Here is a 26,038-nt window from a genome sequence, read left to right as displayed (position 1 = left end):
GCAGGGGATCATGACCATCGAGGTTACGGAACACGATTGGCGGCCGCTGCCCCGGGCGACCGGCTTTTCCGGCCATGTGATCGGCGACATCCATGGCCTGCGCTCGGCCCTGGACGCGGCACTGGCGCTTTACGCCCGGCGGGGCGGCCGCCGCCTGGTCACCCTCGGCGATTATGTCGATCGCGGGCCGGACAGTCTCGGTGTGCTCGACCGGCTGATCGCCGCCTCCGGGGAAACCGAGCTGATCGCCCTCGCCGGCAATCACGAGCAGCTGATGCTGCAAAGCCTGCGCCGCAATGCGATCGATCCGCTGTGGTACCAGAACGGCGGCAACATGGTGTTCGGTCCTTGGACCGACGATCCCCTGCGCCCGCCGCTGGCCGATCTGGTCGGCCCGGCGCGCCTCGCCTTCCTTGAAGGCCTGGGGGATTACCACCGGGCGGGCGACCTCGTCTTCGTCCATGCCGGCCTGCCGCCGGCCTACCGCGATTTCGACGCCGTCATCGGCGCGGTTACGCCCTGGGCCGCGCCGGGGGCGGTGCCGAAAGCCTGCCCCTTGCAATGGATCCGCCACGAGTTCCTGGACGCGGGGCGGAACCCGGGCGGTGTCTTCGTCGTCCACGGCCACACCATCCACCCCGAGGTGACGGTGCGGCCGCATCGCCTGTCGATCGACGTCGGCAGTTACACCACCGGCCGCATCGCCCTGGTCGAGATCGACGACGACCGTTTCCGCCACAGCGTGATCGAGGATCCGGCGCAGCCCGCGCGCTGGCGGGCTGCCCGGCGCTGACCGCCGTCAGGCCTTCTGTTCGGCCAGCAGCCCGACCTTGGTGTTGCGGGCGGCGCCGCGCATCGCCTTCTGCAGCTTCTCGAAGGCGCGGACCTCGATCTGGCGCACCCGTTCGCGGCTGATGCCGTATTCCTGGCTCAGGTCTTCCAGGGTGACCGGTTCCTCGACCAGGCGGCGGCGTTGCAGGATGTCGCGCTCGCGGTCGGACAGGCCGCCCATGGCCTGGGCCAGCAGGCTGCGGCGGATGTCCAACTCCTCCTTTTCGGCGAGGCGGCTTTCCTGGTCCGGCGTGTCGTCCACCAGCCAGTCCTGCCACTCGCCCTCGCCGTCGACGCGCAACGGCGCGTTCAGGCTGTGGTCGGGGGCGGCGAGGCGGCGGTTCATCGAGACCACGTCGGCCTCCGGCACCGCCAGCTTATGGGCGATCTGGGCCACATGCTCGGGCCGCAGGTCGCCCTCCTCCAGGGCGGAGATCTTGCCCTTCAGCCGGCGCAGGTTGAAGAACAGCTTCTTCTGCGCCGCCGTCGTGCCGATCTTCACCAGGCTCCACGAGCGCAGGATATATTCCTGGATCGCGGCCCGGATCCACCACATGGCATAGGTGGCGAGGCGGAAGCCCTTGTCCGGCTCGAACCGTTTCACCGCCTGCATCATGCCGACATTGCCCTCGGCGATCAGTTCCGAGACCGGCAGGCCATAGCCGCGGTAACCCATGGCGATCTTGGCGACGAGGCGCAAATGGCTGGTGACCAGCTTGTGCGCGGCATCCGAATCGCCGTGCTCGCGCCAGGCCTTGGCCAGCATGAATTCCTCTTCCGGTTCCAGCATGGGGAACTTGCGGATCTCGGCCAGATAACGGCTGAGGCTGCCTTCATCGGGCAGGGCCGGCATTTTCATCGTGGCGGGAACACTCATCTGACGAACCTCCTCGTGGTTCAATCGTGACAGATGGAACCCCTCCATCTGTCACGGTTGAACCACAGACCCTTGATCCACCGGCTTCGGCCGGGATTGAACCTGCCCCTACAGTCACCGGCGCCGGGGCAATGCGCAATATCCTACTGGTACGATCGGGTATGCGTCCAGCTTATAGCGATTCCAAACTATCGAGCAATCCGCTCATATCGTCCGGCAGTTCGCTTTCGAACTCGAGAAGGTTACCGCTGACCGGGTGGCGGAAGCCGAGCAGCCATGCGTGCAGCGCCTGCCGCCCGAAGGCGAGCGCCGGTGCCGGCGCCCCTTTCTGCGGCCGGCCATAGACCGTATCCCCGACCAGCCCGTGGCCGAGGGAGGACAGATGGACGCGGATCTGGTGGGTGCGCCCGGTTTCCAGGCGGCAATCCAGCAGGGCGGCGACGGGCGGGCGGCCGAAGCGCGCCTCCACCTGCCAATGGGTGATGGCCTGCTTGCCGTCCTCGACGATGGCCATTTTCTTGCGGTCGTGGCGCGAGCGGCCGAGCGGCCGGTCGACGCTGCCCGCATTGGCCGCCGGGTTGCCGTAGACGACGGCCTTGTAGCCGCGCGTCAGGTCGTGACGGGCGAAGAGGTCGGAGAGGCCGTGATGCGCCGCCTCGGTCTTGGCGACGACCAGGATGCCGGAGGTATCCTTGTCGATCCGGTGCACGATGCCCGGCCGCTCGACCCCGCCGATGCCGGACAATCGGCCCCGGCAATGGGCCAGCAGGGCATTGACCAGGGTCCCGTCCGGATTGCCCGGGGCGGGATGGACGACGAGGCCGGCCGGCTTGTCGACCACGACCAGGTGCTCGTCCTCATGCACGATGACGAGGTCGATCGCTTCCGGCTTCGGATCGGCCGGGCGCGCGGGCGGGATATCCAAGGTGACCGACTGGCCCGGTTTGACCCTTGCCGAGACGTCCTCTATGGTCGCGCCGTCGATCGTCGCCTGGCCGGCCTCGATCAGGCCTTTCAGGCGCATGCGGGAAAGGCCGGTCGCCCGGGCCAGATATTTGTCCAGGCGGTCGGTACCGTCCGCCTCTGCCACCGTCAACCGATGCATTGTCGCGAGCATATCCGTCATGACTGAAGAGTCGCCCCGCAACCCCCGTGTTCTCAAGGCCGTCGTGATCATCCTCGGCGTGATCTTCCTCGCGATGATGGCGCTGTTCATCTATGGTCTGGCGGTGAAGGTAGGCGGCAAAAAAGGCGGCATCGCGGCAGCCATCGACCTTCCCCCCGGCGAGACCCTGATCGAGATGACCGGCGCCGGTGACTATCTGGTGCTGCGCCTGCGCGATGCGCAAGGGGGAGAACGACTTTTCTATGTCGATCCGGCGACGGGAAAAGCCACCGGCTCCACCCGCCTGACCCCGGCGCCGTGACGGCGGGGCCGCCGATACGCCTGACCCGGGCCGTTCTCGGCGCCGTCTGCGCGCATGCCCGCGCCGCCCTGCCCGCCGAATGCTGCGGCTTGCTGCTGGGCCCGGCCGGCGCCCCTGTCCTGGCCGACGAGGCGGTGGCCAGCGCCAATCTGGCGCCCGCGGGCGGGCTCGACGCCTTCGAAATCGACACCGCCCTGCACCTCGCCCTGCAACGGCGGGCCCGGGACGCGGGGCGGCGCATCCTCGGGCTTTACCATTCCCATCCGGGCGGCCTGCCGATACCCTCCGCCCGCGACCGCGCCGGGGCCTGGGACCACGGTCTCGTCTGGCTGATCGTCGGCGACGGCGGCATCGTCCGGGCGTGGCGGCCCGGGGTACACGGCTTTACAGAGGCGGCAGTCGAGGTCGATCCATGAATTTCTCATCCGACAATGTGACCGGGGCCCATCCGGCGATTGTCGCCGCTCTGGCCGAAGCCGCCGGTGCCGGCGCCATGCCCGCCTATGGCGCCGATCCGCTCACCGAGGGCCTGGGCGCCCGCTTCGCCGAGATTTTCGAGCACGAGGTGGCGGTTTTCCCGGTCGCCACCGGCACCGCCGCCAATGCCCTCGCCCTCTCCGCCCTGGTGCCGCCCTGGGGTGGCATCCTGGCCGGGCACGAAGCCCATGTAGAGGCGGACGAATGCGGCGCGGTCGAAGCCCTGTCCGGCGCCCGGATCATGACCGTCCACGCCGCCGACGGCAAGCTGACGCCGGCGGCGCTGGCCGCCCGCCTCGCCCCGATCCGCAAGGGCGACCAGCATCAGGTCCAGCCCGCGGCGATCTCCATCACCCAGGCGACCGAATGCGGCACGGTCTATACCCCGGCCGAGGTCGCGGCCCTCGGCGCCTTCGCCCGCGAGAACGAATTGCGCCTGCACATGGACGGCGCCCGTTTCGCCAATGCCCTGGTCGGCCTCGGCTGCACCCCGGCGGAGATCACCTGGAAGGCCGGCGTCGACGTGCTGTCCTTCGGCGCGACCAAGAACGGCGCCCTGGCTGCCGAAGCGGTGATCTTCTTCGAGCCTACCCTCGCCGAGAATTTCCTGTTCCGGCGGAAGCGCGCCGGCCATCTGGTTTCGAAGATGCGCTTCCTCTCGGCCCAGCTCGCCGCCTATCTCGACGGCGACCTCTGGCGCCGGAACGCGGCCCATGCCAACCGGATGGCGACGGATCTCGCCCTCGGCCTGATCGATCTTCCGGGCGTCGACCTCGACCACCCGGTCGACGCCAATGAAGTCTTCGTCCGCCTGCCGGCGGCGATCGCCGACGCCCTGTTCCGCGCCGGCTTCCACTTCTACCCCTGGGGCGCGCCGCCCCTCGATCCTGCGACCGAAGCCGGCCTCTACCGCCTCGTCACCGCCTTCGACACCGCCCCCGCCGCCGTCGCCGCCTTCATCGCCGCCGCGACCCGGGCCGCCAAAGAAATCGCTTGATCAAACGCCCGGGAGAGGCTATCAAGCCGCCTCTCCCGGCTCTGGTCCCCATCGTCTAGAGGCCTAGGACATCGCCCTCTCACGGCGGTAACAGGGGTTCGAATCCCCTTGGGGACGCCAAGGAAATCAAGGACTTAGGCGCCTTGGTTGTTGACCCGTCAAATATCAGTCGAATAAGCGCAGCCGTGGCGTGGGGCCGTGGCGGGGCATTCCGCCGCCTCCCACATGACGGCCCTGGCGCGCGCCGGTTCAAGGGGCGGCAGAGTTCCGGGCAGCCGGCGCGGGGGTCTCGAATTTGCGAGCGACTTATGGTCAGGCGCAAATCTCGCCCTGAAGGCGCTCAGACGGAGTATCCCGAAGATACTCTGTTCGGTCGAACCGCCAAAGCCGCCATCCTCAGATTGAGGACGGGGCCGGCTCCCGCCCGGCAGCCGCCTTCGCGGGCCGGAGCGTGATCGGTCTTCCTCGATCTGAGGAAGACCGCGATGCCCTTGGCCGCCTCCCGCCCGGTCGATCTCGTCGGGGAAGCGGGTGTGCTGAAATTTCAGCATACCCATGTCAACGAGCAGAACGGCCAGCCGCCTTCGTCGAGGAACTTTCGAGGTCCCTTGGAATTCCAGGGGGCCTACTTCGAGAGCAAGGCAGCCGCCCGTACATCGAGAATATGGCTGAACCCAAATTTGGGGCGAGTGCTTTCCCTCGCTTTCGAGGGAAAGGGTTCTACGAGGAAGCCGTAAAACCGCCCGGCCCTATGCTCCACCCGCCAGCGGGCGCCGAGGGTCTCGTTTCCGAAAACGAGACCCCTTGCATCCATCCGCGAAACGGCCAGACACCGGCCGATTTCTCAGCCGATCTTCCCGACGCCTACGGCCGCCCCAGGGGTATGCCCAGACCTGGACCGCCCCCGGAACGGGCAGGCGCTCAAGGATTTGCGAGTGAGCAATGCTGACTTGCAAATCTCGCCCGAGGCTTTCTCCCTATCTATCGGAATTCCGATGGATAGCCTTGCCGTCAGCAAGTCCGTGCGGCCGAAGCCGAAGCCTTCGTCGAGGAGCTTTCAAGGTCGGTCGGAATTCCGGCCGACCGGGGCGCCTCTGCGCGAGTTCAAGGACAGAGTATCTTCCGGCAACCTTGTGGACCCGAGGCGCCCAAGGCCCGGAGGATTTGCAAGTATCTTTTAGCGACTTGCAAATCTCGACCAAGTTCCTCGACCTTCGTTGAGGAGCTTTCGAGGTCCCTGCAAATTCACAGGGGCCTTCTGATCGTCTCGACCACCAGAGGCCGGAACGTGGCGGCGGCACCTTCGTGCACCCGCACCAAGGGCGACGCGACGGCGCCGCGCCAGGAAGCCGGACAAAAACGCCGGCCGGCGCCAACGCAAGGGGGCGGGGGCAAGCAGGGGGGACCCCCTCTGGCAGGTTCCATGGTTCCATATACCACTTTAGATAGACAACCCGCCCGACCGGAGCTTACGGCAGTTTCGTAGGACCCCGGCCCTGTATATTTTTTTGATAGGGTCCGTCCTTGCGTCCGTGCGTCCGCCCCCGCATATAAACCGAAATGGGAGCATTTCTCGGGGGACGCGCATGTCGATCTCGAACCAGCTTGAACTGCCTGCGGCCCGCGAGGAAAGAGAGCTTGCGGAGCTAATCGCGGCTGTCTTGCCGGAAGTCACCAGGGACGAGGCACTCCGTATCGCGGAAGCCATTCTGGGCAACATTGCCGCTGCGCGGCGGGACGCAATGGTGCGGAGCCGCCCCGAAAGGAAGAAAGCGCGAGCGGAGGAGATGGTGCTTATGTGGAATAAGCTGCCTCAGGAAAAGCGAAAACGTGATCCCGTCCCATACGAAGACTTCCCCAATCCACACAAAGGCGGCAGGCCGGCAGGTCCCGTCCTTGGCCTCCCGCAGAAACGCTACGGCAAGGGGCGCCGGGCGAAGTCCTCCGAGGAACGGACCGAAAACGCCCCGCTCATCGTCCTGTCCGCCCCGGTTCTTGCCCGGTGCATAGTCAACGCCTTCAACCCGCACCGCCCGAAAGGCAAGGCATGGGTAGCGCTGTGCCTGACCGTTCTTGAGCACTACGAGGGGCCATGGGGTCCCTCGGTGTATCCGTCCTTCGAGGGCTTCGGCGGCTTCGAGGCGCTGGACCCGGAAGACAAAAGCGCCTGGGAGAAACACAGGATGGGGCAGGCCATCAGGGCCGCGCGGGAAACGCCGGAGAAGCGAGCGGCGAGAATGACGCGCGTGTGGCGCAAGCAGCAGAAGGCGGCGCGCGAGGAGCGGGCGCGCAGCTCGGCAACTCGTTGATTTTTCAGGGTATTTCTTGCAGCTTTAGCATGAATGACGGGAGTGATTGTTCGCGTTTACCTAGGTCCAGTTTCCATCAAACGAACGGGCCTATCCATGCACACCCAAGATTACACTCCCGCCGGCTTCGGGATCGCGAAGGCGGCGCTCACCATCAACGAAGTGGCAAGCGTCACGTCCATCTGCCGCTCGAAGCTCTACGAAGCGATTTCGAGCGGCAGATTGAAAGCCACGAAATTCGATAAGCGAACGCTTATTCTGGCGCCTGATCTCGTCGCGTTCCTGACCGCCCTGCCGCGCGCGTAAGGAGGGCGACATGAGCAACGAAAAAAGCGCCGCCGGTGGCACGGCGGCGCTCTTCCAAACCACTCACTTCAACAACGTTATCGTAGCCGAAAACCCGTCGAAACTCAATGCGTTGACCGGCTCGGTCTGTCATCAGGCAGCTATGGGCGGGCGTTGGTTGCGCACGATCCCGATCCAGCCGGGCACCAAGCGGCCCGGTCGGAGCAACAGAGACGGGTTTCCCGGTTGGAATAAGCCGTGGAACCAGGCGCAGTACGAGGGGCAGGCGGCTGGCTGGACCGCTCCCGCCTACAAGGACTTCGGCGTTGGCGTTCGGTGCGGCCCCGGTGATGTCGGGGGCGGGGTGTTCGGCCTCGATCTTGACGCCCTCGACGAACCGCTCGCCGCAGCTTGGCGAGCCGCCGCCGAACGGGAGCTTGGCGCCACGCCGTTTGTGCGGATCGGGCGAGCCCCGAAGCTCCTGATGGTCTATCGGCTCGCCGGAGAGGCAGTACCGGCGAAGTTGAGCTTGAGCAAAGGCGAGGAAACTGCCGGCGTGGAGTTCCTATTCTCCGGGCGCCAGTTCGTCGGTTCCGGAGTGCATCCCGATACGGGCAAACCCTACTTCTGGGAAGACGAAGCTATCTTCGACGCGCGGCCCGAGGACGTGCCGAGCATCACGTTGGCCCAGCTTGAAACCTTCCGCGAAGAAGCGCGGCGAGCCGGCGAGGCGCTGGGCTGGCGGGCGCCGGAGGGCGGCCAGGCACTGGCACCGGCAGGTCCCGGCCGCCCCACCCTGCCGTATCAGACCGTCGCCGAAATCGTTGCTGCGATCGAGGCCGGTAAGCTCGGCGCTCCTGGCCGGCGCCACGATGCTGCCCTGGACATCGGCTTGTGGGCCGGACGCAGGCGGCTTGACCAATCGCCCTTCGAGCTTGCCGAGCTTGAATGGGAAATCGAGACCTGGGGCGACGGCCATATTCGGACCTTCCGCAACGGCTTCGAGATGGGCTTGAAACTCCGCCCGGACGAGGCGGTCGAACGCGCGCTTCTCGAACAGGCCCTGAACGCGGTCGATCTGCCGACGCTTCCGGCACCTGCCGCGCCCGCCGCGTCCGCCCCGCGCGTTGTCGCGGCAAGCGAATGGGCGGGGCGGGCCGTAGTCCCCGCGCGGAGGTTGTGGTGGGTCATGCCGCGAGGCCGGGTAACCGAGTTGATCGCCGATGGCAGCAGCGGGAAAACGACCCTCGCCATCCAACTCGCGCTGGCCACTGCGCGAGGCGAGGACGAGTTTCTGGGCGTTCCGATGGAGGCGCAAGGGCCGGCGTTCCTGATACTCGCCGAGAACGATGAGGATGAGTCGCACCGTGAGATGAGCAAACTGGCCGGCGGCGCCGACAGGCTCGCCGACCTGGACAACAGGTTCCACAGTTTTAATCTGGCGGGGTGGGACGCGGCGCTTGTTCGCGAGGCGCGGCATGGAATCGGCCCCACCGCCCGCTGGCGCGAGATCGAAACCGCCTGCGCCAACATCCACCCGGTTTTGATCGTTTTCGACGCCGCGGCGGACCTGTTTGACGCCAGCGAGAATGATCGGGCACAAGTCCGCCACTTCATGCGCGCGCTCACCGCGCTAGCTATGCAGTATGACGCGGCGGTTCTGTTGCTGCGGCATCCCAGCCGCGCAGGCATGAGGGATGGCGACGGCGGGGGCGGCTCGACCGCATGGCGCAACTCGGCACGCGCCTCCTTAACCCTCGAAGGCGACGCGAAAGACCCCGACCGCCGGGTGTTGACGGTCAGGAAGGCGAATCGAAGCCGTGCCGGCGAGGCTATCGCCCTTCGATGGACGCAGGGCGGTTACGCCGCCACGGGCGACGGAAAAACGCTGACCGACGATCGGATGAAGGAAGTCGAGGCCGAATTCCTCGCCCTGTTCGAGAGGCACAGCGGGCGGGGCCTGTCTGCTTCGCACACGCACCCGGCCGGGGCGCCGCACATTTTCGCCGCGCAGTCTGCGACGACCAGTAAGGCCGAGTTTGCGACCGCGCAGGAACGCTTGATCAGCGCGGAGCGGATTAAGGTCGTCACAGAAGGCCCCGACAGCAAGCGCCGGCAGCGGCTGGCGTGGGGGGCGGGGCAATGATTTCCATGCCTTCCGTGGAACTTCGGAAGTGTCATGGAAGGCATGGAAATCGAACCTTCCATGCCCCCTTCCATGCCCCTTCCATGCCCTTCCATGCCTTCCATGCGGGGGGTGTTCCATACCCCCCGTACCCCCCCATGGCAGGGAAGGGGGCCTGCCTGCCATGGAAGGGCACGGAATACGGCGCGATTTCCAGGGGCACCGAACACCCCGCCCAACACCTCCCATCGCCACGCCTCGACGACCGGCGCGGCGCGGTGGTGCCGGTTAGCGGTTAGCGAACACAAGTCCGGGATTACCGAAGGTAGGTGGACAACAGGAATTAAGCCCCGCCCTTAACTAGCCGCCCCCAGCCCGGCGCCCCGGCTTAGTTAAGGCGCAACGAGTTAACAGCTTGAGTCTGGTTCGTCCGGCAGTCCGCCAGACCGCCCGCCCCGATCATCGAAAGGATGCACGTCATGACTCCCACCTCTACCGGCTGGATGTCGGAACACGGCATCGCCCCCGGCCCCGATCAGCGAAAGCCCATGACCCGCGACCGCGCTATTGTCGATAGCGTCCTACCCGGCTTCGGCGAGACAGGCACTGTCGGCTTCATGGCCGGGCCGTCCGGTGCCGGCACGTCAACCGTGCTCATGCACTTGGCCCATTGCGTCGCCACCGACAGACCTTTCTTCGGGCGCGATGTTCTCGTCCCCGGCGGCACCCTGATCGTCGCGGGCAGTGACATCAATGGCCACCTGTGGCGACGGACCGCGCAGAAGCGCCGGTCAGGCGACCCCACAGCGCTCCCGATCTGTGTCACGGAAAGCCCCGGCGTCTCGCTCACCTCGGCGGACGGACGCATGTGGCTGGAAGCCGAAATCGAAGACGTAAAAGCGCACCACGCGGCCATGGGCACCACCCTCCGGCTCGTCGTCATCGACGCGCTGCGACTGTGCCTGTTCCTGCGGGACGAAAACAGCAACGCCGAAGCAACCGCCGTGATGAACCAGCTTCGAGCAGTATCCCAGGCCCATGGCGTCGTCGTCTTGGTCGCGCATCACTTTCCCAAGGCCGGCCGGAAGTTGGCCGGCGCCCGTGCGTTCGCCACGGGCTCAGACTTCGTGCTGTTCGTGGAAATGTGCAAAGCCGGCAGGGCGCGGCCGGCAGCCCGGCCCAGCGCCTCCGGCCCGAAAGCCAGCCCGACCGACGCTGAGATCAGCGCGATGCCACCCGATGCGCTCATGCGGCTCCTGTGGGGGGCGGACGACGACGCGCCCACCGCCCTCCAACGCCGCACCCTGTCCGTCGAGAAATCCAGCGTCGGCCCCGCCGGCCCCATCGGAGACTTCGAGATCCACGCCGACGTGATGCGACGCCAGCCGCTCCCGAAAGGTAAGGTCCGAACGATCTGGGGCACCTACATCGCGGAACTGAGCAACGCGCGCGGTGCGAGGCGCGTGGGTGGGTTCAGCTAAGGTTTCACGGGAGCGCCGCAAGATGAACTCGGTGATCGAATCCTTCGGCGCGGCAGCCCGGTCGTTCGGCCGGGCCGTCGCGGTCGAAATCATCGCCGGACGGCTTGAGCGGGGCACCCAGCCCCGCCGCCAGCCGCTGGCCGATCTGGCGGAAACTCTCCGGCGCGGCGCGCTGGACCGCCTCGGCTACACGCTTCCCGCCGCCGAAATCGCGGCCATCCTCCGGGCGGCGCTCCGCGAACCGATCATAACGCCCTGGCTGACCGTGCGCCTTGTCAACGGCGGCAAGACCATTCTGGCCCGCCCCGCCTACCCGATCGCCCGTCTGGTTCTCGCGCAGGAAGTCGCCCGATTGCTGCCCGATCACCCCGGCATCGGAGCCGTGGCCGAGCAAATCGCCGCTAAGGCCCCAAAGAGACTCACCAGGGCATGTTGGGTCGAACGGCTGGCCCGATGGCTGGCCGTCCCCCTACCCCTGCCAGACGGCCGCGCAATCGCGATTGAGAGGCATCCCTTCAAAAAGGGGCTTCGCTCGCGCCGGACCATCACGCTCTACCCGGATCATTCGGCGGTGCGGCCGAACCCGAAAGGTTTCCAGCAACAGGCGCGGCTGCCGTTCATCCCGTCCATCGGCACCATGATCCCGTGGGAGGCGGCCTTGTGGCGTCTGATCGCCGTCGAGCCCTACACCACCACGAAGGGGCTACCGTCCAACGTGCTGATCTGGCACCGGATCGCCAGCCCCCGCCACCAGCCGGAGTTTCGGACGACCGGACTGGCCTTCAACCGATTGAACCACATCCGCCCGCCTTACGACGCGGCGGCGCGGATCGCGTTGCAGAGGCTCGATGCCGGGAGAAGCCGCGCCGCCGCCGCCGGCATGTAGGGCAATCGAGGGCTGCCGGTGGCCGGCTTAAGACTTAAGCGGCCGGCTTAAGGCTTAAGGGGCAGCAATTAACGTCGCCGAGTTAACAGCTAAGGCGAAGGGCCTTAGCTGTGCTCCCCCTCGCCCCGCCCCCTGATCCGTTCAAGGGTGCGCGCGGGCGCCGGACCCCACCCCCTAAGGGGGGTGAGGGACCCCCCAGCGCTTTTCCGTCCGCACCCTTGCCCCGCCCGACGCCGCGCTAACTGCTAACTGCTAACCAAGCTCGCTAATTAAGCTGCGTTAACTTGGCCGAAGCGATCCCCGCCGCTCTTGCCCGGCCAGTAGGGCAATCGAGGGTTGCCGGCCCGGGCAATTTATTCGTCGCCAAATCGGGCCGATCCATGCAAGATTTGAAGACCTTCGCCGGGGCGTGGCTGCCCATCGAAGGTGCGCGACTGCGCTTGAACACGGGTCCCCGCTACGTCGGGCGGCCCACAAAATGCAACACCCTCACAGGGCGCCTTAACCGGCGTCCGGGAAATATGTGGGGCGTGCTTACCCGTGTTCGCGCGCAGCCAACCGCCCGGCACCAGCCGGGCTATGGAACACGGGGGTACAGATGAAGTTTGCGGCTCAACCCAATGCCGGCAATGGCATCGGCAAGATTATGAAATCGAAGATCGCCGCCGGGGCGGGTGCTGTGGCGATCGCCGTGGCGAGCCTGCCGGGGACGGCATTCGCGGTCGATCCGGTGCGGGAATCCTATCTGTCGCTCTATGGCGGCTTGGCTATCCCGCAGGAGACCGACATCGATTATGACGACGGGACTATCTCGGCCACCGGCACACTCGAATTTGACAATGGGTTCCGCGTCGGCGCTGCTGCTGGTTACAATTGGGCAGGTCCGCGCTTTGAGATCGAGGTTGGGTATAATTCTTTCGAGGCGTCGAAACTGAAAGACGTGTCGATCAATGGGAGTGCCCTCACCGGCTCAGCAACTGGCGCAATCGATTTCTCGTTGCTCACTGTCTTCGGCAACGTCCTCTATGAAATTGCCACGGACTCGCCTTTCACGCCCTATGTCGGCGTGGGCCTGGGCGTGGGCTTCCTTGAGGCATCTCCCGAAGGCGCTGCCCGCACCGTTTTTGGCACTGGCGGAGACGATACCATATTCGCCTATCAGGGCATTGTCGGCGGCAAGATGCAGCTATCCGAGGGAACGTCTGCTTTCGTCGACTACCGCTATCTCGGCACGTCAGAGGCTAAGATGGGCGACTTTTCTGGCAGCATAAGCACCCACAACATCAACGCGGGTTTCATGTTCAGTTTCTCGCCGACATCCAGCCGATAAATATTCCAGGGATAAACGGCTACCGTTGTCCCGCGAGCGCCCGCCGCACGGCCTCCGGCTCCCGCTCCACCACCCGCAAGAGGGTGCGGGCGGCGCCGGTCGGCTGGCGGGCGCCGATTTCCCAGCCCTGGACCGTGCGCAGGCTGACACCGAAACGCCCGGCAAAGGCAGATTGGGACAAGCCCAGTTTCTCCCGGATCGCCTTCACGTTGATCGGATCGGGCTTGTGCTCCACGAACCCCGCCCGATCCCCCTCGGCATAGGCCAGGGCCTGCCGGGCGCCGGCCAGGATGCTCTTTCCCACCTTGCTCATGCTCTTGCCCCTTGCCTGTAGATTTCCGCCAGATCGGTCAGGACTTCCCGCAACTCGTTCCGCTCCGCCTTGGTCAGGTTGGCTTTCTCGCCCTTGCCATAGACCGTCAGCAGGAAAACCGGCACATCTTCGCCGGCATAGTAGGTGATGGTGCGGACACCACCGCTCTTGCCCCGATTTCCTATCGCCCAACGCAGCTTCCGCGCCCCGCCCGTACCCGGCATGAGATCGCCCACCCTGGGGTTGGCCGCGAGATAATCGACCAGGGCCGACTTGTCGCCTTCGTCCAACAGGCCCGCCGCCGCCCGAAGAAATTCCGGCGTCTCGACAACCGAGTGCAGCTTTCCACCCGCCACCGTCATTCCTATACCTCACTGGCGTATATCGGGCAAGCTGACGCCAACATCAAGCCGCCTCGCCCTCGGGGACGCCGGCGGGCTTGCCGTTGCAGTATATCTCCCAGGCGGCCATCAGTGCCCGCCGCTTGTCCAGCGCCCGCTGCCGGCGGTATGCCTGTTCCACCGCGTTCCCGACCGCATGGGCAAGCGCCGCTTCCGCGACCTCGCGGGCAACGTCAGTTTCGTCCCCGGCCCAATCGCGGAAGGCGCTGCGGTGTATTGCTCGGGGCAAACGAAGGGCGAAGTGTGCCCACTTCGCTGCAAAACCGGCGAGAATTGTGCCGCTTAGGCAGGCCATGGCAGCCGGACTGGCGATTTTGCCTCTACAGAGGCTGTCGCCGCCCCCTTTCGTCTTCTGGTTGAGCAATTATCAGGCTACTCTGCCGTCAATCAGGCGCGGGCGGGCCGTCCATCGGGCCGTCCATCTGGGAAATGTCGGTCGATAGCTCCGACGAGAGGCGGAAAGTTCAGGCCGCGTGGCGCAAAATGCTGTGATCGTAGGGCAATGATAACGAGCTACCAAACTATATGGTGAAGGCATGGTAAAATATCTTCTGTTTCTAGTTTTTACCATAATATTTTCGACGCCAGCATTTTGTGCGCCGATGAAATTTCGAATCGCGAGTCCCAATACGGCAGATGGCGGATTACCAGATTGGATTGTTGCCGATGGGGAAATTACGTCAACAACGGCGGACGAATTCAGAAAATTTATTATAAATGGGGGACATGATAGATATAAATGGACGGTTCTACTTAATTCTACAGGAGGAAATCTAATAGGTGGGGTTAAGCTGGGGGAGGTAATAAGGAAATTTGGCTTTGGAACCAAGGTTGGCTCCTCAATTCTCGATAATCCGAATAGTTCCGGCTTCCCGTTTGAGCATGAAGGGGCAGGCGTTTGTGTTTCTGCTTGTGTTTTTTCATTTATTGGTGGGGTATATCGCATCGCAGAGAGTAATACTGTCGGCGTTCATCAACATTATATTGCTGAAGCATTGAGATCGCCCGACGCCCGTTTATTTTCGTCGCGAGATTTTTCAGATCAGCAAATTATATCAGGCGTGCTTACCGAATATGTTGTGAGAATGGGAGTCGACGCGAGAATATTAACTGCGGCCGGATTGACCCAACCTCAAGATATATATCTTTTCTCATTTGATGAGATGGTAAAATACGGCATTACATATGATAGTTTTTCATATAGGCAATGGAAATTGGATGAGTATAAATCCTCGCTTATAGCCGTCTCGTACCGAAATGATGAGAAAGTAAAAGCAATTTTGTTCTGTAAGGGCGGCTCTCTTGTTCTCAGTGTTCAAAAAAGTTTTTTTGGAGGGAATGATCAGGAGGTTGCGAGCGCAATATCTTGGGTCCACCTGTTCGGAGTGCTGATTCCAGACCAAAGCGTTTCTGGAAGGAAGGGGAAGGGGGATACGGCAATTTATGAATTGATACTGCCGGATGAAATCCTAACTAGCAAATTAAATTTGAATCAAGGATTGTCTGGCGGATTTAGAAATATAATGAGTGTGAAATTGTCAGGAGAAAAATTTGTTCCTTATGCAAAATTGATCAAAAAAAATTGCGCATGAAACCATTTATTAATGCGTCTATTTTTCATCCATCTGTACAGAAACGGTAATTGGCTGACAGTGCCGCCTTTGTGGGCAGGGTTTTCAGGCCGTTTTGTGTGGCTTTGAGGTCGGCGCGCTGGTCTCCTTCGGGCGTCTCGAATAACCGGCTTAATGGTGTCCCTGGCGATCAATGTGAAGGCGGATCGACCGGACGCCCGGCGCCATGCGCCAGCGGAAGCGAGCCCATCAGCGGGGAGAGGCCGGCGGTTCGGCGGGGACAGTCCTTTGCCCTCAGCCAATGTCCCCAAGTCCGGCGATCTTCACGGGCGGACGATCCGGGAACGTGGCGACGAGATCGAGCGAGCCGCCCATGGCGGCGACCGCCTGGCGCAGGGTCGAAATCAGCAGGTCCGCCCGCCGTTCGATCTGGGAAATATTAGCCTGGCGCACCTTCATCGTCTCCGCCATCTGTTCCTGGGTCACGGCAAGGGCGCGGCGCAGGTCGCGCAGCGTCATTTCCTCGGCCACCAGGGTTGCCGTGCGGGCCTCGACCGCCTTTCGCTCTGCCTCGGGCAGGCCCGCGATCACATCCTTGAGTATCTTCATGGCTTCTTCTCCGCTGCCAGGGCGTCCAGATGGTCGTCGAACCGGGCATCCGCCGTGGCGATCAGGGAACGATAGAACCGCTTCTGGCCAACACCCGACTTGTCGCCGCCCACCAGCAGGATCGCCTGGCGCCTGGGGTCGAAGGCGAAGGCGACCCGCCATTCGCCGCCGCCGGCCGAAAACCGCAATTCCTTCATGTTGGCGTGCCGCGAACCATTCAGCGTGTCCACCCTGGGGCGTCCCAGCCCCGGCCCGATCTGGGCGAGCAGGCCCGCCTGGGCGAGCATCTCCACCCGCACCTCGGCCGGCCACGCCTCGACCTCGCCGGCAAAGGCCGCGTGCAACCCGACAATCCAAACGTCCACCATATATAAGCCCCAAAGAATATAATTTCCAGCGTATATCGCCTTCGGGGCGGGGCTGCCCGCTTGTCACCGCTCGACGCCTCGGACCAGCGGGATCACCTTGCCCGTCGCCTCGGGCGGGAGCAGCGTCACAACCGCCCGCGCCGCGATTTCTTCGAGCCCGTCCGCGATCCAGCGGGCATAGTGGCGCTCGATCATTGGAACAGACGTGTCATGCAGCGCCGCCACGAGCCTGATCGGCAGGTTGGCGCGCACACCGCGCACGATGCTGGAATGCCGCAAGGCATAGGGAATGACATCGGGCAGCCCGGCAAGCACCTTTATCTGTTGCCACGGGCGGGCCAGTTCCGAAGCGGTTTGCCAAGCCCCCCGCCCGGTGCGCCGCCACTGGAATGCGCCCACCTGGGCGCGGCGCCATCGTTCCAGCAACGAGGCATCGCTTGCGCGCCCCGTGACGGCCGGCACCAGCACATCGAGCACGTCCGTGCCCACGGGGACGGGCGTGCCCGCTCCCTTCTGCCCCTTGCCCTTGCGCGAGGCGGGTACGATTAAGCGCCCCTGAGCCCGCTGCACGTCGCCGACACGCAATCTGATCACCTGGGAGAAGCGGGCGCCCGTCGCGGCCAGAACCGCGACCAGACGGAACAAATCCCCATCCCATTCTCCCGCGGCATCCACTTCCCTGGCGGCCTGCAACAGCGCACCAACCTGCGCATCGCTCAGAATCTGGTTGTCACGGGCAAGGGGGACGGCCTCGTCGTCCTCGACCGCTTCCATCTTCAACCCGTTCTTGATGATACCCGGCAGCGCGGGGGGCAGACGGTCCCGATGAGCGGCATACGCCGCATTCAGTGCCGCTTTGACATCGTTGACGAGGCGCTGTTTCGCCGTGGCCTTCATGTCCTCCGGCAGCGCCTTGCGCCACTTGCGCAAATCGGCCTCCCTGAGCGCGTGCAGGGCGACATTGGCGAGCGCCGCGGCCGGGACGGCGGCGGTCTTGCCCCGCGCCGGCTGGCCAAGGACATGCCGCGACAGGCGCCCCGCTGCATCGCTTCTGACACTCCGCCCCTTGCGGCGCGTCTCGCGCGCGTTGCGGGCCTCTATATAGGATTCGAGCGCCGCTCGAACCGTCAACACCGGCCCCGCCGCGGCAACCATCGCTTCCAGTCGCGCCGCCTCCACCGTGGCCCGCGCCTTCTGCACGGCGGCATTGAAATCCAACGTCCCTTCGGTGATCGCATCGTCCGCCGTGCCGATGGTCTCCTGCCGATAGCCCTTGCCGTGCCGCCAGCGGACGAACCACACCCCGCCCCGCTTCCCCTTGCGATAACCAAGATGCACTTCGGGGTCTATGCCCCGCCAATGCGCCCCCGCCGGCAGGCGCTTGCGGGCCTCCCGCGTGGTGATCGCGGCTTCGGATAGCGTCTTCGTCATGGCTCGACCCCGAAAAATCGTCAAATATCAGTCAAATATATACCCCCGCACAATCGCAGACAAGGATGGACGTAAATTCAATAAGCCATTGAATTACATACACATTAGTGGGCGGCCATGGACGCACACCCACCCTTTGATCCGGCCCTCTCACGGCGGTAACAGGGGTTCGAATCCCCTTGGGGACGCCATGCCTTGATGATTTCAAGGCCGCCGGTGACCGGAAATCCGCAGAAATCCTTGCAGGTCGCCCTCGGGCAGCGGAGATTGCCGCCAAGCGCGGCATGCCGATGGAAAGAGGCTGTCCCCGGATCCGACCTCGCCGAACTGGTCCGGCGGATCTGCCGGCATCCTCCCTCCATCCGCGCGCATGGCTGCCGGACAGGCCGGGTCAGACGAAGGACGGGCGTCCTCCCATATGAATTGCACGAACTCGCCGCGCATGGATTTTGCGACGGCGATCAAATACAAAATTATGGCATGGCGTCCGCATGGTCAGGCCCGGCAATGTCATGGCGGGCGCGACGCCCCCGGCAGGACCGCGCCTTCGCAGGCGAGGCTTGCCGGCGGTCGCGGTCCCCGCATTGACAATGAAGCAGCTTCTGCCGCCAATGCTCGGTATGATGGACTGACGATGACCGACCGTATCTCGAGCACTTTCAATTTCCTGCGCCGCTCCCTGCTCTTCGCGGCAGAGGCCAGGGCGACCATCGAACTGGCGGGGCTTGCCGCCAGTTGGGGCCTGCTGGCGACCACCGCCCGCGGCGACGGCCATCCGGTCCTGGTGATCCCCGAATTCCTGACCGGCGATGCCGTCACCTGGCCCCTGCGCCGCTTCCTGACCGACCGCGGCTATGCGGTCTACGGCTGGGACCAGGGCTTCAACTTCGGCCCGCGCCCGGACATTCTCGCCGCCCTGCAGGCCCGGATCGGCCATCTCTCCGATCTTCACGGCACCAGGGTCAGCCTGATCGGGGTATCCATCGGCGGCATCTATGCCCGGGAAGCGGCGCGCAGCCGGCCGAATGCGGTCCGTTCCGTCATCACCCTCGGCACGCCGACGCGGCCGATGGAGGACGGCGTCCTGACCGACACCGCCCCCGCCAGCCTGATCGATGCGCTGCGCCTTGCCGTCGGCTCGCTGCGCGAAAAGATCGCCAAGGCCCCGCCGGTACCGACCACCGCGCTCTACAGCCGGACCGACGGCCTCGTCGCCTGGCAGTCCTGCCTCGAGGCCGAAGGCCCGATGCATGAAAGCATCGAAATCTTCTCCAGCCATATCGGCATGGCCCATAATCCCCTGGCGCTCCGGGTCATCGCCGACCGCCTGTCGCAATATGAAGGGTTGTGGAAACCCTATGCCCAGCGCCGGCTGGCGTGACGGCATCGACCCGAAGACCATCGCCGCCCGCCACGGCACGGCAGCGGCCGCCTGCCGGACTTCGACGGTGACAAGCCTGCGAAGAACCGGCTCAAGGCCTGTCCGATCGGCGTCTTCCCCGTCGATATCGGATCAGCGTTCATCGCGCCGGATGCCCTGATCGCCGTCCCCGTTTCCCCGGGACGCGCCGCCGATACGCCGAACCGCGGGCACAAGCGCTTGCCGTCCCGGCGGCACCCGGCCCCGGCTTCGAACCGATGGCCCGTGATTGTCCCGGGTGCCCGCGCGCGGGATAAATGCCCGGGCCCGTTTTATCCCGCCCGGCGATAGGCCGCCCTTTTTCCGCCGACTACGCTCGTCTCCGCAAGGGAGGAACCCGGCAGCCGCCCGGCCGGCCGGCACGTTCCGCACAATCACAGAAGAACGGAGAACCGGGAGCATGCAAAAGATCAATGCAGCCGTGGTGCGCGAAAAGGGCGGGGCCTTCACGATCGAATGCCTGAGCCTGGACGAGCCGAGGGAGGACGAGGTTCTCGTCCGCATCGCCGGTGTCGGCATGTGTCACACCGACCTCGTGGTGCGCGACCAGTATTTCCCGACGCCGCTGCCCGCCGTCCTCGGCCACGAGGGTGCGGGCATCGTCGAACGGGTCGGCGCCAAGGTAACCAAGGTCGCCCCGGGCGACCATGTGGTGCTGAGCTTCGCGAGCTGCGGCAAATGCACCAATTGCCGGGGCGGCCGCTACGGCTATTGCATCGAACTCTACGGCCGCAATTTCAGCGGCGGCCGCCCCGACGGCAGCAGTCCCTGTTGCGATGCCCATGGCGCCCGGGTCAGCGGCTGCTTCTTCGCCCAGTCTTCGTTCGGCGATTTCGCCCTGGCCGGCGAGGCCAATGTGGTGAAGATCCCGGCCGATGTGCCGGTCGACATCATGGGGCCGCTCGGCTGCGGCATCCAGACCGGGGCAGGCGCGGTCATCAATGCGCTGCGCCCGGGGGCCGGCACCAGCATCGCCGTTTTCGGCGCGGGCTCGGTCGGCCTGGCGGCCGTGATGGCGGCGCGGGTCGTCGGCTGCGCCACCATCATCGTCGTCGATCTCAACGACGACCGCCTGGCCCTTGCCCGCGACCTCGGCGCGACGCACACGGTGAACGGCGGCCGCGAAAACCCGGTGGAAGCGATCCAGGCGGTCACCGGCGGCGAGGGCGCGCAATATTCGCTGGAATGCACGGGCCTGCCCAAGGTGGTGCGGCAGGCGGTCGACAGCCTGCGCCTGACCGGTGTCTGCGGCGTGATCGGCGTCGCCCCCCTGGGAACGGAAATCGCCCTCGACATGAACGGCATCCTGTTCGGCCGCACCGTGCGCGGCATCATCGAGGGCGACAGCGTTCCCGATGTCTTCATCCCCCAGCTCGTCGAACTCTGGCGCCAGGGGCGCTTCCCCTTCGACCGCCTGATCCGCAGATACCCCCTGGAGCAGATCGAGGATGCCGCCGCGGATTCCGAAGCCGGGCGCGTGCTGAAGGCGGTCCTGATCCCGGGCCGGGCCGCGGGGAGGTGAGCGCCATGGTTGAACCTGTCATGTCATCCCTGGCGTTCGATGCCGCCCGGCGCTTCGGCGATGCCGTGGCCCTGACCCTGCCCGGCCAGGGCAGCCTGACGTTCCACGAGATCGACCAGCGCGCCGGGCGTTTCGCCGGCGGCCTTGCCGCGCTGGGCATCGGCCCCGGCGACCGGGTCGTCCTGCACCTGCCGAACGGCTGGGAATGGATCGCCGCCTATCATGCCCTCGCCCGGCTCGGGGCCGTGGTGGTGCCGGCCAATATTCTGCTCAGCCCGCAGGAAGTCGGCTATGCCGCCGCCGACTCCGGCGCGAAAGCCCTGATCCTGCCCGCCGAGCGCCGGGATGCGGTGCCCGTGCCGGCAGGCGCCATCGTCATCGCCCCGGGCGGGGACGCCGAATTCGAAGCCCTTCTGGCCTCCGGCTACCGCGCACCGGTGGCGGTGCGGCCGGACGATCTCTTCACCATCGGCTATACCTCGGGCACCACCGGCCGGCCGAAAGGCGCCATGCTCAGCCACCGCTGCGTCTTCTCCAGCATGGCCGCCACCGCCACGATCCACGTCCGGCACCGGGGCGACACGGTGCTCTCCGCCCTGCCCCTGCCCCATGTCTACGGCAACATCGTCATGAACGCAGCGTTCCAGAGCGGGATGCGCCTCGTGCTGCTGCCGCGCTTCGACGCCGGCGAGGTGCTGCGGCTGATCGAGATCGAAAGGGTTACCCTGTTCGAGGGGGTGCCGACCATGTACTACCAGATGCTGGCGCACCCCGACATCGCGGCCGCCGCGCTCGGCAGCCTGACGCGGTGCACGGTCGGCGGCCAGACCATGCCGACCGCCAAGATCGAGGCGGTGGTCTCCCGCTTCGGGTGCCCCCTGCTCGAACTCTGGGGCATGACCGAGGTTGCGGGACCGGCCGTGACCCATTCGCCCTACTGGCCGCCCCGGCTCGGCTCGATCGGCCTGCCCGTGCCCGGCGTGGAGGCGCGGATCGCCGATCTCGCCGATCCGGCCCGCGACGCCGGCCCCGGCCAGGCGGGCGAACTCGTGGTCCGCGGGCCGCTGGTCACCCAGGGCTATTGGAACAACCCGGCCGCGACGGCGGAAACCATCGATCCGGCGGGCTGGCTCGCCACCGGCGACATCGCACGGATGGATGAAGACGGTTACATCTTCATCGTCGATCGCAAGAAGGACCTCATCATCACCGCCGGCTACAACGTCTATCCCGCCGAGCTGGAACAGGTGATCGCCATGCATCCCGCCGTCGCCATGGTCGCAGTCGCCGGCGTGCCCGATGCCGACAAGGGGGAGATCGCCCAGGCCTTCGTCGTCCGCCACAGCGGCGCAGCGCTCGACGAGGCCGAGCTTCTTCTGCACTGCCGGCACCATCTCGCCGCCTACAAGATCCCGAGAAGGATCGCCTTCGTCTCCGATCTGCCGAAGACCAGCACCGGCAAGATCCTGCGCCGCTCCCTGCGCGACGACGCGCGGAGCCAGGGCGCCGCAAACCATTGATACAGGGAAGGACCCAGCCATGAGCATCGATTTCTTCTCCGACTACACCATGACGATCGACGGCCGGGCGGCCACCGCGCCGGCCGGTTTCCCGGCCTATAATCCGGCGACCGAGGACGTCATCGCCGAAGCGCCGGATGCGACGCGCGCACAGCTCGATGCGGCGGTGGACGCCGCCGCCCGGGCATTCCCGGCGTGGAGCGCCCGCCCCATCGCGGAGCGCCAGGCGCTGGTCGCGCGCATCGGCGACCTGATCGAGGCCCATGCCGAAGCCTTCATGCGCCTGCTGACGCTCGAACAGGGCAAGGCGCGCAAGGGCGCCGAATGGGAAATCGGCGGCTCGGTCGTCTGGTGCCGCGAGATCGCCCGCCAGTCCCTGCCGGTCCATGTCGTCGAGGATACGGCCGAGCGCCGGGTGGAAACGCGGCGGGTGCCGCTCGGCGTGATCGGCGGCATTACGCCCTGGAATTTTCCGGTGCTGCTGGCGATCTGGAAGATCGCGCCCGCCCTGGTCGCCGGCAACACCATGGTGCTGAAGCCCTCGCCCTATACGCCGCTCTGCACCTTGAAGCTCGGCGAACTGCTGCGCGACGTGCTGCCGCCGGGCGTGCTCAACATCGTCTCCGGCGGCAATGATCTCGGCGCCTGGCTGACCACCCATCCGAGCGTGCGCAAGATCAGCTTCACCGGTTCGACCGCCACCGGGCGCAAGATCATGGCCTCGGCATCGGGCAACCTCAAGCGGATCACCCTCGAACTGGGCGGCAACGATCCGGCGATCGTGCTGCCCGACGTCGACGTGAAGCAGACCGCGGAGAAACTATTCTGGGCCGCCTTCCAGAACAGCGCCCAGTTCTGCGTTGCCGCCAAGCGACTCTATATCCACGAGGACATCTACGACGAGCTTGCCACGGCGCTGGTCGACTACGCCCGCACCGTGAAGGTGGGCGACGGTGCGCGCCAGGGTATCGATCTCGGCCCGATCCAGAACCGGATGCAGTTCGAGAAGCTGCGGGACCTGCTGGCGGACGCCAAGGCCAACGGCCAGCGCTTCCTGATCGGCGGCGAAATCGGCGATGGGCCCGGCTTCTTCGTTCCCGTCACCATCGTCGACAATCCGCCCGAGGATAGCCGGGTGGTGGTCGAGGAAGCCTTCGGCCCGGTCCTGCCGCTGCTGAAGTTCAACGATCTCGACGATGTCGTCGCCCGCGCCAATGCCACCGAATACGGGCTTGCCGCCTCGGTCTGGGGCAGGGACATCGAAACCGCCCGGCAGGTCGCCGAACGGATCGAGGCCGGCACGGTCTGGATCAACGAAATCCACAGCTTCTCTCCCCATGTCGCCTTCGGCGGCCACAAGCAGTCGGGGATCGGGATCGAGAATGCCCTGGAAGGCCTTGCCGAATACACCAATGCCCAGACCCTGGTGGTGAACGGCGCCGCCTGAGCCCCCCGTCCGAAGAGCCCCGCGGCCGGTTCGCGGGGCTCTTTTCGTCTGCGCCCCGGACAGGCCGATCCGGCCGGGTTTCCAAACGGTCTCTTAAATACCAAATGAAGAATCGATTTTTATCCCGGCCGGATATGGACTGTCTTGAAGAGGAAAATAAAATTAGCGGGTCAGTCAAATAAACCCCGCCCTCTACAGAAATAATGAAGAGCGGGAGTATAAACGACAGCATCCAGGGAGGATGAAATGATCTGCGGGAATTTCCTCGACATCGCTACCAGGACGGCCGGCAAGACGCTGGCGCCGGTGGCAGCCGCCGCTGCGCTGGTTTTCGGCGGCGGGACGGCGGCGCCGACCTGGGCGCTTGATCTCGATGCCGACGATTATGCCGCCGGCGCCGTGCCCGAGGGCACGACGCTGGCCCTTCTCTATTACCAATATGCCAAGCGGACGGGCGTCTACGCCGACGGGAACAAGGTCGCCGACGGCGACCTCACCTCGAATGTCGGCATCCTGCGCGTCGCGCATTTCGTCAAGATCGGTCCCTTCCTGGCGGATCCGCAGTTCCTGCTGCCTTTCGGCCGCCTCGAGGGCACCGGCAATCTGGACGGCCTCGGCACCGCGGAAGGTATCGGCGACCTCATCCTGACCAGCACCTTCTGGCTCTACAACCGGCCCGAGGACGGGGTCTTCTTCGGGGTGACGCCGGCCGTCTTCGTGCCGACCGGGAACTACGACGGCGGCGAGGCCCTGAATCTCGGCGAGAACCGCTGGAAATACATGCTCCAGGCCGCCGGCACCTTCCCCCTGTTCACCCCGGACCTCAGCGTCCAACTGTCTGCCGACGTCACCTTCTTCGGCGACAACAATGATCTCGGCCCGAACAGCGATACGCTTTCGCAAAAGCCCCTGGGCCAGTTCCAGGCCTGGCTTCGCTACAGCGTCACCCCCGACTTCGACCTGCGGGCGGGCGTCAACCATTTCATCGGCGGCGAGACCGAGATCAACGGCATTGCACAGAACAATGAAGTCTCGACCACCAATTTCCGGGTCGGCTTCGGCTGGAGTTTCGCGCCGAGCTGGAATCTGGTCGCGCTCTACGGCAACGACGCTGCCGTCGAGAACGGCCTGCGCGAAGGCGACCGGATCAACCTGCGTTTCATGAAGGCATTCTGAACCTCCCGGCCGGAACCGGGCGGGATCGCTTCCTTTGTCCAAGGCAGGTGCTCTCCCCTGCCCAACTCGCGCCCGCCCGGCCCCCGTCGGGCCGGACGGGCGCCCTTTGTCCGCCTTTCCGCCGGTCCGGCCTTATCCCGGCGGGATAGAGCACCGAGTTGCTTTTCTCCCGCCCGGATATGGGCAGAACACGGCCGGGGCGGTAGCGTGGCATAGAAAACAATAACTCAGGGAGTGACACCGTGATCCTCGATTCCGATGCGGAATTCCACAAGCCCGACGCCGACAAGCTGAATTGGGCGGAAACGAATTTCTTCGGCTTCTACAACGCCGAGGAGAAACTGAATATCGGCATCTATGCCCTGTTCCGGACCAACCTGCGCACGGTCAACTCCACGATCTGCATGAATTCGGGCTTCGCCGCGACGCCCTGGCAGGCGGATTATGTCGACTACCAGTCGGTGCTGCCGATGCCCGAGGGCTGCAGCCTGCTGGATTTCAAGCTCGCGAACGGGCTGCACATCCGCTGTCTCGAACCGAACCGCGTCTGGCACATCCGCTTCGACGACGGCGAGGGCACCAGGGTCGATGTAACCTATGAGGCCATCATGCCGGCCTTCGACATCCACGATCCGGCGATGGATCCGATGGTCGGGGCCCATGCCGGCAAATTCGCCTGGGGCACCGCCTACAACGGCCATTTCGACCAGAGCGGATATTATGAGGGCACCGTCACCCTGCGCGGCCGGACCATCCCGATCGCCTGCGTCTCGACCATGGACCATTCCTGGGGCCCCCGCCCGGAACGGGGCGCGCCCAACATGAGCTGGCTGCACGCCCATTTCTCCAAGGACCTGGCGGTTCACGCGATCTTCTCGTTCGATCCCGAGAAGAATGGCCGCGACCTGTCCCTCACCCACGGCTATGTGGTCGAGAAAGGCGAGATCTTCGGTCTGAAGGCCGGCTCGGGGGTGACCCTGCGGGAACGGGACCGCTACGCCAGCACGGTCGAGCTTCTGCTGGTCGACCGGGCCGACCGCGAGTGGCGCCTCAAGGCCGAGGGGCTGACCAGCTTCCCCTGGCAGTGCTGGGCCAACATGATCGCCTTCAATGTCCTCGGGCGCTGGGAAATGGCCGGCCTGACCGGCTACGGCGAGATCCAGGACTTCTTCGAGCTGCCCCAGTTGACCCGGCTGAACGCGGATCCCGCCACCCGGGCCAGCCTTTCCGCCTGA

General features: G+C 65.3%; 25 protein-coding genes and 1 tRNA gene. 18 read left to right on the top strand and 8 right to left on the bottom strand.

Translation table 11 applies throughout. From position 1 onward, the window contains the following. The first annotated feature begins 10 nt into the window (after nucleotides 1-10). Nucleotides 11-793: a metallophosphoesterase gene (locus tag DKG75_RS06790; RefSeq protein WP_109920344.1), complete on the top strand. Its 783-nt coding sequence runs from the start codon at nucleotides 11-13 to the stop codon at nucleotides 791-793. A gap of 6 nt (nucleotides 794-799) precedes the next feature. Here DKG75_RS06790 and rpoH read toward each other — a convergent pair whose 3' ends face one another. Continuing rightward, entirely contained in the window at nucleotides 800-1,708 is a 909-nt protein-coding gene (gene rpoH, locus DKG75_RS06785; protein ID WP_109920343.1) for an RNA polymerase sigma factor RpoH, read from the bottom strand. A gap of 172 nt (nucleotides 1,709-1,880) precedes the next feature. After that, nucleotides 1,881-2,813: an RluA family pseudouridine synthase gene (locus DKG75_RS06780; protein WP_243746524.1), complete on the bottom strand. Its 933-nt coding sequence runs from the start codon at nucleotides 2,811-2,813 to the stop codon at nucleotides 1,881-1,883. Nucleotides 2,814-2,832: 19 nt separating this feature from the next. Here DKG75_RS06780 and DKG75_RS06775 point away from each other — a divergent pair, with 19 nt between their 5' ends. The 10 genes from DKG75_RS06775 to DKG75_RS06730 all read left to right on the top strand — a co-directional run bounded on the left by DKG75_RS06775 (nucleotide 2,833) and on the right by DKG75_RS06730 (nucleotide 13,025). Continuing rightward, on the top strand, nucleotides 2,833-3,135 hold the full coding sequence (locus DKG75_RS06775) for a hypothetical protein (RefSeq protein ID WP_109920341.1): 303 nt from the start codon (nucleotides 2,833-2,835) through the stop codon (nucleotides 3,133-3,135). Next, nucleotides 3,132-3,551, top strand: a complete 420-nt coding sequence (locus DKG75_RS06770) for a M67 family metallopeptidase (protein ID WP_109920340.1) — start codon at nucleotides 3,132-3,134, stop codon at nucleotides 3,549-3,551. Before DKG75_RS06775 ends, DKG75_RS06770 begins: the two co-directional genes overlap by 4 nt. After that, complete coding sequence (locus tag DKG75_RS06765; protein WP_109920339.1) at nucleotides 3,548-4,609, top strand: threonine aldolase family protein; 1,062 nt, start codon at nucleotides 3,548-3,550, stop codon at nucleotides 4,607-4,609. The genes DKG75_RS06770 and DKG75_RS06765 overlap by 4 nt, the downstream gene beginning before the upstream one ends. Before the next feature lie 44 nt (nucleotides 4,610-4,653). Further along, nucleotides 4,654-4,729: transfer RNA gene (locus DKG75_RS06760), tRNA-Glu, on the top strand. Between the two features lie 1,466 nt (nucleotides 4,730-6,195). Next, nucleotides 6,196-6,918, top strand: a complete 723-nt coding sequence (locus tag DKG75_RS06755; RefSeq protein WP_109920338.1) for a hypothetical protein — start codon at nucleotides 6,196-6,198, stop codon at nucleotides 6,916-6,918. 96 nt (nucleotides 6,919-7,014) lie between these two features. Beyond that, complete coding sequence (locus tag DKG75_RS06750) at nucleotides 7,015-7,224, top strand: helix-turn-helix domain-containing protein (RefSeq protein ID WP_109920337.1); 210 nt, start codon at nucleotides 7,015-7,017, stop codon at nucleotides 7,222-7,224. 10 nt (nucleotides 7,225-7,234) lie between these two features. Further along, nucleotides 7,235-9,349: an AAA family ATPase gene (locus DKG75_RS06745; protein WP_109920336.1), complete on the top strand. Its 2,115-nt coding sequence runs from the start codon at nucleotides 7,235-7,237 to the stop codon at nucleotides 9,347-9,349. A gap of 458 nt (nucleotides 9,350-9,807) precedes the next feature. Further along, complete coding sequence (locus DKG75_RS06740) at nucleotides 9,808-10,809, top strand: AAA family ATPase (RefSeq protein ID WP_166646467.1); 1,002 nt, start codon at nucleotides 9,808-9,810, stop codon at nucleotides 10,807-10,809. 22 nt (nucleotides 10,810-10,831) lie between these two features. Then, complete coding sequence (locus DKG75_RS06735; protein ID WP_109920334.1) at nucleotides 10,832-11,695, top strand: hypothetical protein; 864 nt, start codon at nucleotides 10,832-10,834, stop codon at nucleotides 11,693-11,695. Between the two features lie 598 nt (nucleotides 11,696-12,293). Then, nucleotides 12,294-13,025 carry an outer membrane protein gene (locus DKG75_RS06730; RefSeq protein WP_109920333.1) on the top strand — a complete coding sequence of 244 codons (732 nt, stop codon included), beginning with the start codon at nucleotides 12,294-12,296 and terminating at the stop codon, nucleotides 13,023-13,025. Between the two features lie 19 nt (nucleotides 13,026-13,044). On the opposite strand, the gene DKG75_RS06725 is transcribed toward DKG75_RS06730, so the two are convergent. From DKG75_RS06725 to DKG75_RS23230, 3 genes are read right to left on the bottom strand one after another with little or no spacing between them, the layout of a single operon-like run. Further along, nucleotides 13,045-13,338 carry a helix-turn-helix domain-containing protein gene (locus DKG75_RS06725; protein ID WP_109920332.1) on the bottom strand — a complete coding sequence of 98 codons (294 nt, stop codon included), beginning with the start codon at nucleotides 13,336-13,338 and terminating at the stop codon, nucleotides 13,045-13,047. Beyond that, nucleotides 13,335-13,700, bottom strand: a complete 366-nt coding sequence (locus tag DKG75_RS06720) for a type II toxin-antitoxin system RelE/ParE family toxin (RefSeq protein WP_243746525.1) — start codon at nucleotides 13,698-13,700, stop codon at nucleotides 13,335-13,337. The genes DKG75_RS06725 and DKG75_RS06720 overlap by 4 nt, the downstream gene beginning before the upstream one ends. A 43-nt stretch (nucleotides 13,701-13,743) precedes the next feature. After that, on the bottom strand, nucleotides 13,744-14,103 hold the full coding sequence (locus DKG75_RS23230) for a hypothetical protein (protein WP_208112055.1): 360 nt from the start codon (nucleotides 14,101-14,103) through the stop codon (nucleotides 13,744-13,746). Between the two features lie 172 nt (nucleotides 14,104-14,275). Between DKG75_RS23230 and DKG75_RS22690 the strand changes: the two genes are divergently transcribed. Next, complete coding sequence (locus tag DKG75_RS22690) at nucleotides 14,276-15,331, top strand: COG3904 family protein (RefSeq protein ID WP_133636929.1); 1,056 nt, start codon at nucleotides 14,276-14,278, stop codon at nucleotides 15,329-15,331. Between the two features lie 273 nt (nucleotides 15,332-15,604). Here the strand turns inward: DKG75_RS22690 and DKG75_RS06710 are convergent, their stop codons facing one another. The 3 genes from DKG75_RS06710 to DKG75_RS06700 all read right to left on the bottom strand — a co-directional run bounded on the left by DKG75_RS06710 (nucleotide 15,605) and on the right by DKG75_RS06700 (nucleotide 17,718). Beyond that, a complete protein-coding gene (locus DKG75_RS06710; RefSeq protein ID WP_109920331.1) occupies nucleotides 15,605-15,919 on the bottom strand; it encodes a helix-turn-helix domain-containing protein in 315 nt (104 codons plus the stop codon). Further along, entirely contained in the window at nucleotides 15,916-16,263 is a 348-nt protein-coding gene (locus tag DKG75_RS06705; protein ID WP_243746526.1) for a type II toxin-antitoxin system RelE/ParE family toxin, read from the bottom strand. Before DKG75_RS06705 ends, DKG75_RS06710 begins: the two co-directional genes overlap by 4 nt. 87 nt (nucleotides 16,264-16,350) lie before the next feature. Continuing rightward, nucleotides 16,351-17,718 carry a tyrosine-type recombinase/integrase gene (locus DKG75_RS06700; protein WP_109920329.1) on the bottom strand — a complete coding sequence of 456 codons (1,368 nt, stop codon included), beginning with the start codon at nucleotides 17,716-17,718 and terminating at the stop codon, nucleotides 16,351-16,353. A 634-nt stretch (nucleotides 17,719-18,352) separates the two neighbouring features. Between DKG75_RS06700 and DKG75_RS06695 the strand changes: the two genes are divergently transcribed. The 6 genes from DKG75_RS06695 (at nucleotide 18,353) to DKG75_RS06670 (ending at nucleotide 26,038) form a co-directional block, all read left to right on the top strand. Then, a complete protein-coding gene (locus DKG75_RS06695) occupies nucleotides 18,353-19,099 on the top strand; it encodes an esterase/lipase family protein (protein ID WP_109920328.1) in 747 nt (248 codons plus the stop codon). Between the two features lie 439 nt (nucleotides 19,100-19,538). Further along, a complete protein-coding gene (locus DKG75_RS06690) occupies nucleotides 19,539-20,660 on the top strand; it encodes an NAD(P)-dependent alcohol dehydrogenase (RefSeq protein ID WP_109920327.1) in 1,122 nt (373 codons plus the stop codon). A 5-nt stretch (nucleotides 20,661-20,665) separates the two neighbouring features. Then, nucleotides 20,666-22,180 (top strand): AMP-binding protein, encoded by a 1,515-nt coding sequence (locus tag DKG75_RS06685; protein WP_109920326.1) that lies wholly within the window; start codon nucleotides 20,666-20,668, stop codon nucleotides 22,178-22,180. Between the two features lie 19 nt (nucleotides 22,181-22,199). Beyond that, nucleotides 22,200-23,627, top strand: coding sequence for an aldehyde dehydrogenase family protein (locus DKG75_RS06680; protein ID WP_243746527.1), 1,428 nt, complete (start codon nucleotides 22,200-22,202; stop codon nucleotides 23,625-23,627). A 246-nt stretch (nucleotides 23,628-23,873) separates the two neighbouring features. Next, the gene (locus tag DKG75_RS06675; RefSeq protein WP_109920325.1) at nucleotides 23,874-24,803 is read left to right on the top strand and encodes a transporter; all 930 of its coding nucleotides are present in this window, start codon (nucleotides 23,874-23,876) and stop codon (nucleotides 24,801-24,803) included. A gap of 242 nt (nucleotides 24,804-25,045) precedes the next feature. Next, nucleotides 25,046-26,038, top strand: coding sequence for a DUF7064 domain-containing protein (locus DKG75_RS06670; RefSeq protein WP_109920324.1), 993 nt, complete (start codon nucleotides 25,046-25,048; stop codon nucleotides 26,036-26,038).

Source organism: Zavarzinia compransoris, assembly GCF_003173055.1.
Lineage (GTDB): Bacteria > Pseudomonadota > Alphaproteobacteria > Zavarziniales > Zavarziniaceae > Zavarzinia > Zavarzinia compransoris.
The sequence above is the reverse complement of the archived record's forward strand: the minus strand, read 5'-3'. Positions and strand labels throughout refer to the sequence as shown.

Coding starts and splice junctions, on each gene's coding strand:
- DKG75_RS06790 (WP_109920344.1), top strand. CDS start 11: ATGACCATCGAGGTTACGGAACACGATTGGCGGCCGCTGCCCCGGGCG.
- DKG75_RS06755 (WP_109920338.1), top strand. CDS start 6,196: ATGTCGATCTCGAACCAGCTTGAACTGCCTGCGGCCCGCGAGGAAAGA.
- DKG75_RS06780 (WP_243746524.1), bottom strand. CDS start 2,813: ATGCATCGGTTGACGGTGGCAGAGGCGGACGGTACCGACCGCCTGGAC.
- DKG75_RS06690 (WP_109920327.1), top strand. CDS start 19,539: ATGCAAAAGATCAATGCAGCCGTGGTGCGCGAAAAGGGCGGGGCCTTC.
- rpoH (WP_109920343.1), bottom strand. CDS start 1,708: ATGAGTGTTCCCGCCACGATGAAAATGCCGGCCCTGCCCGATGAAGGC.
- DKG75_RS06725 (WP_109920332.1), bottom strand. CDS start 13,338: ATGAGCAAGGTGGGAAAGAGCATCCTGGCCGGCGCCCGGCAGGCCCTG.
- DKG75_RS06685 (WP_109920326.1), top strand. CDS start 20,666: ATGGTTGAACCTGTCATGTCATCCCTGGCGTTCGATGCCGCCCGGCGC.
- DKG75_RS06695 (WP_109920328.1), top strand. CDS start 18,353: ATGACCGACCGTATCTCGAGCACTTTCAATTTCCTGCGCCGCTCCCTG.
- DKG75_RS06680 (WP_243746527.1), top strand. CDS start 22,200: ATGAGCATCGATTTCTTCTCCGACTACACCATGACGATCGACGGCCGG.
- DKG75_RS22690 (WP_133636929.1), top strand. CDS start 14,276: ATGGTAAAATATCTTCTGTTTCTAGTTTTTACCATAATATTTTCGACG.
- DKG75_RS06750 (WP_109920337.1), top strand. CDS start 7,015: ATGCACACCCAAGATTACACTCCCGCCGGCTTCGGGATCGCGAAGGCG.
- DKG75_RS06735 (WP_109920334.1), top strand. CDS start 10,832: ATGAACTCGGTGATCGAATCCTTCGGCGCGGCAGCCCGGTCGTTCGGC.
- DKG75_RS06700 (WP_109920329.1), bottom strand. CDS start 17,718: ATGACGAAGACGCTATCCGAAGCCGCGATCACCACGCGGGAGGCCCGC.
- DKG75_RS06730 (WP_109920333.1), top strand. CDS start 12,294: ATGAAGTTTGCGGCTCAACCCAATGCCGGCAATGGCATCGGCAAGATT.
- DKG75_RS06710 (WP_109920331.1), bottom strand. CDS start 15,919: ATGAAGATACTCAAGGATGTGATCGCGGGCCTGCCCGAGGCAGAGCGA.
- DKG75_RS06740 (WP_166646467.1), top strand. CDS start 9,808: ATGACTCCCACCTCTACCGGCTGGATGTCGGAACACGGCATCGCCCCC.
- DKG75_RS06745 (WP_109920336.1), top strand. CDS start 7,235: ATGAGCAACGAAAAAAGCGCCGCCGGTGGCACGGCGGCGCTCTTCCAA.
- DKG75_RS06775 (WP_109920341.1), top strand. CDS start 2,833: ATGACTGAAGAGTCGCCCCGCAACCCCCGTGTTCTCAAGGCCGTCGTG.
- DKG75_RS06765 (WP_109920339.1), top strand. CDS start 3,548: ATGAATTTCTCATCCGACAATGTGACCGGGGCCCATCCGGCGATTGTC.
- DKG75_RS06675 (WP_109920325.1), top strand. CDS start 23,874: ATGATCTGCGGGAATTTCCTCGACATCGCTACCAGGACGGCCGGCAAG.
- DKG75_RS06720 (WP_243746525.1), bottom strand. CDS start 13,700: ATGACGGTGGCGGGTGGAAAGCTGCACTCGGTTGTCGAGACGCCGGAA.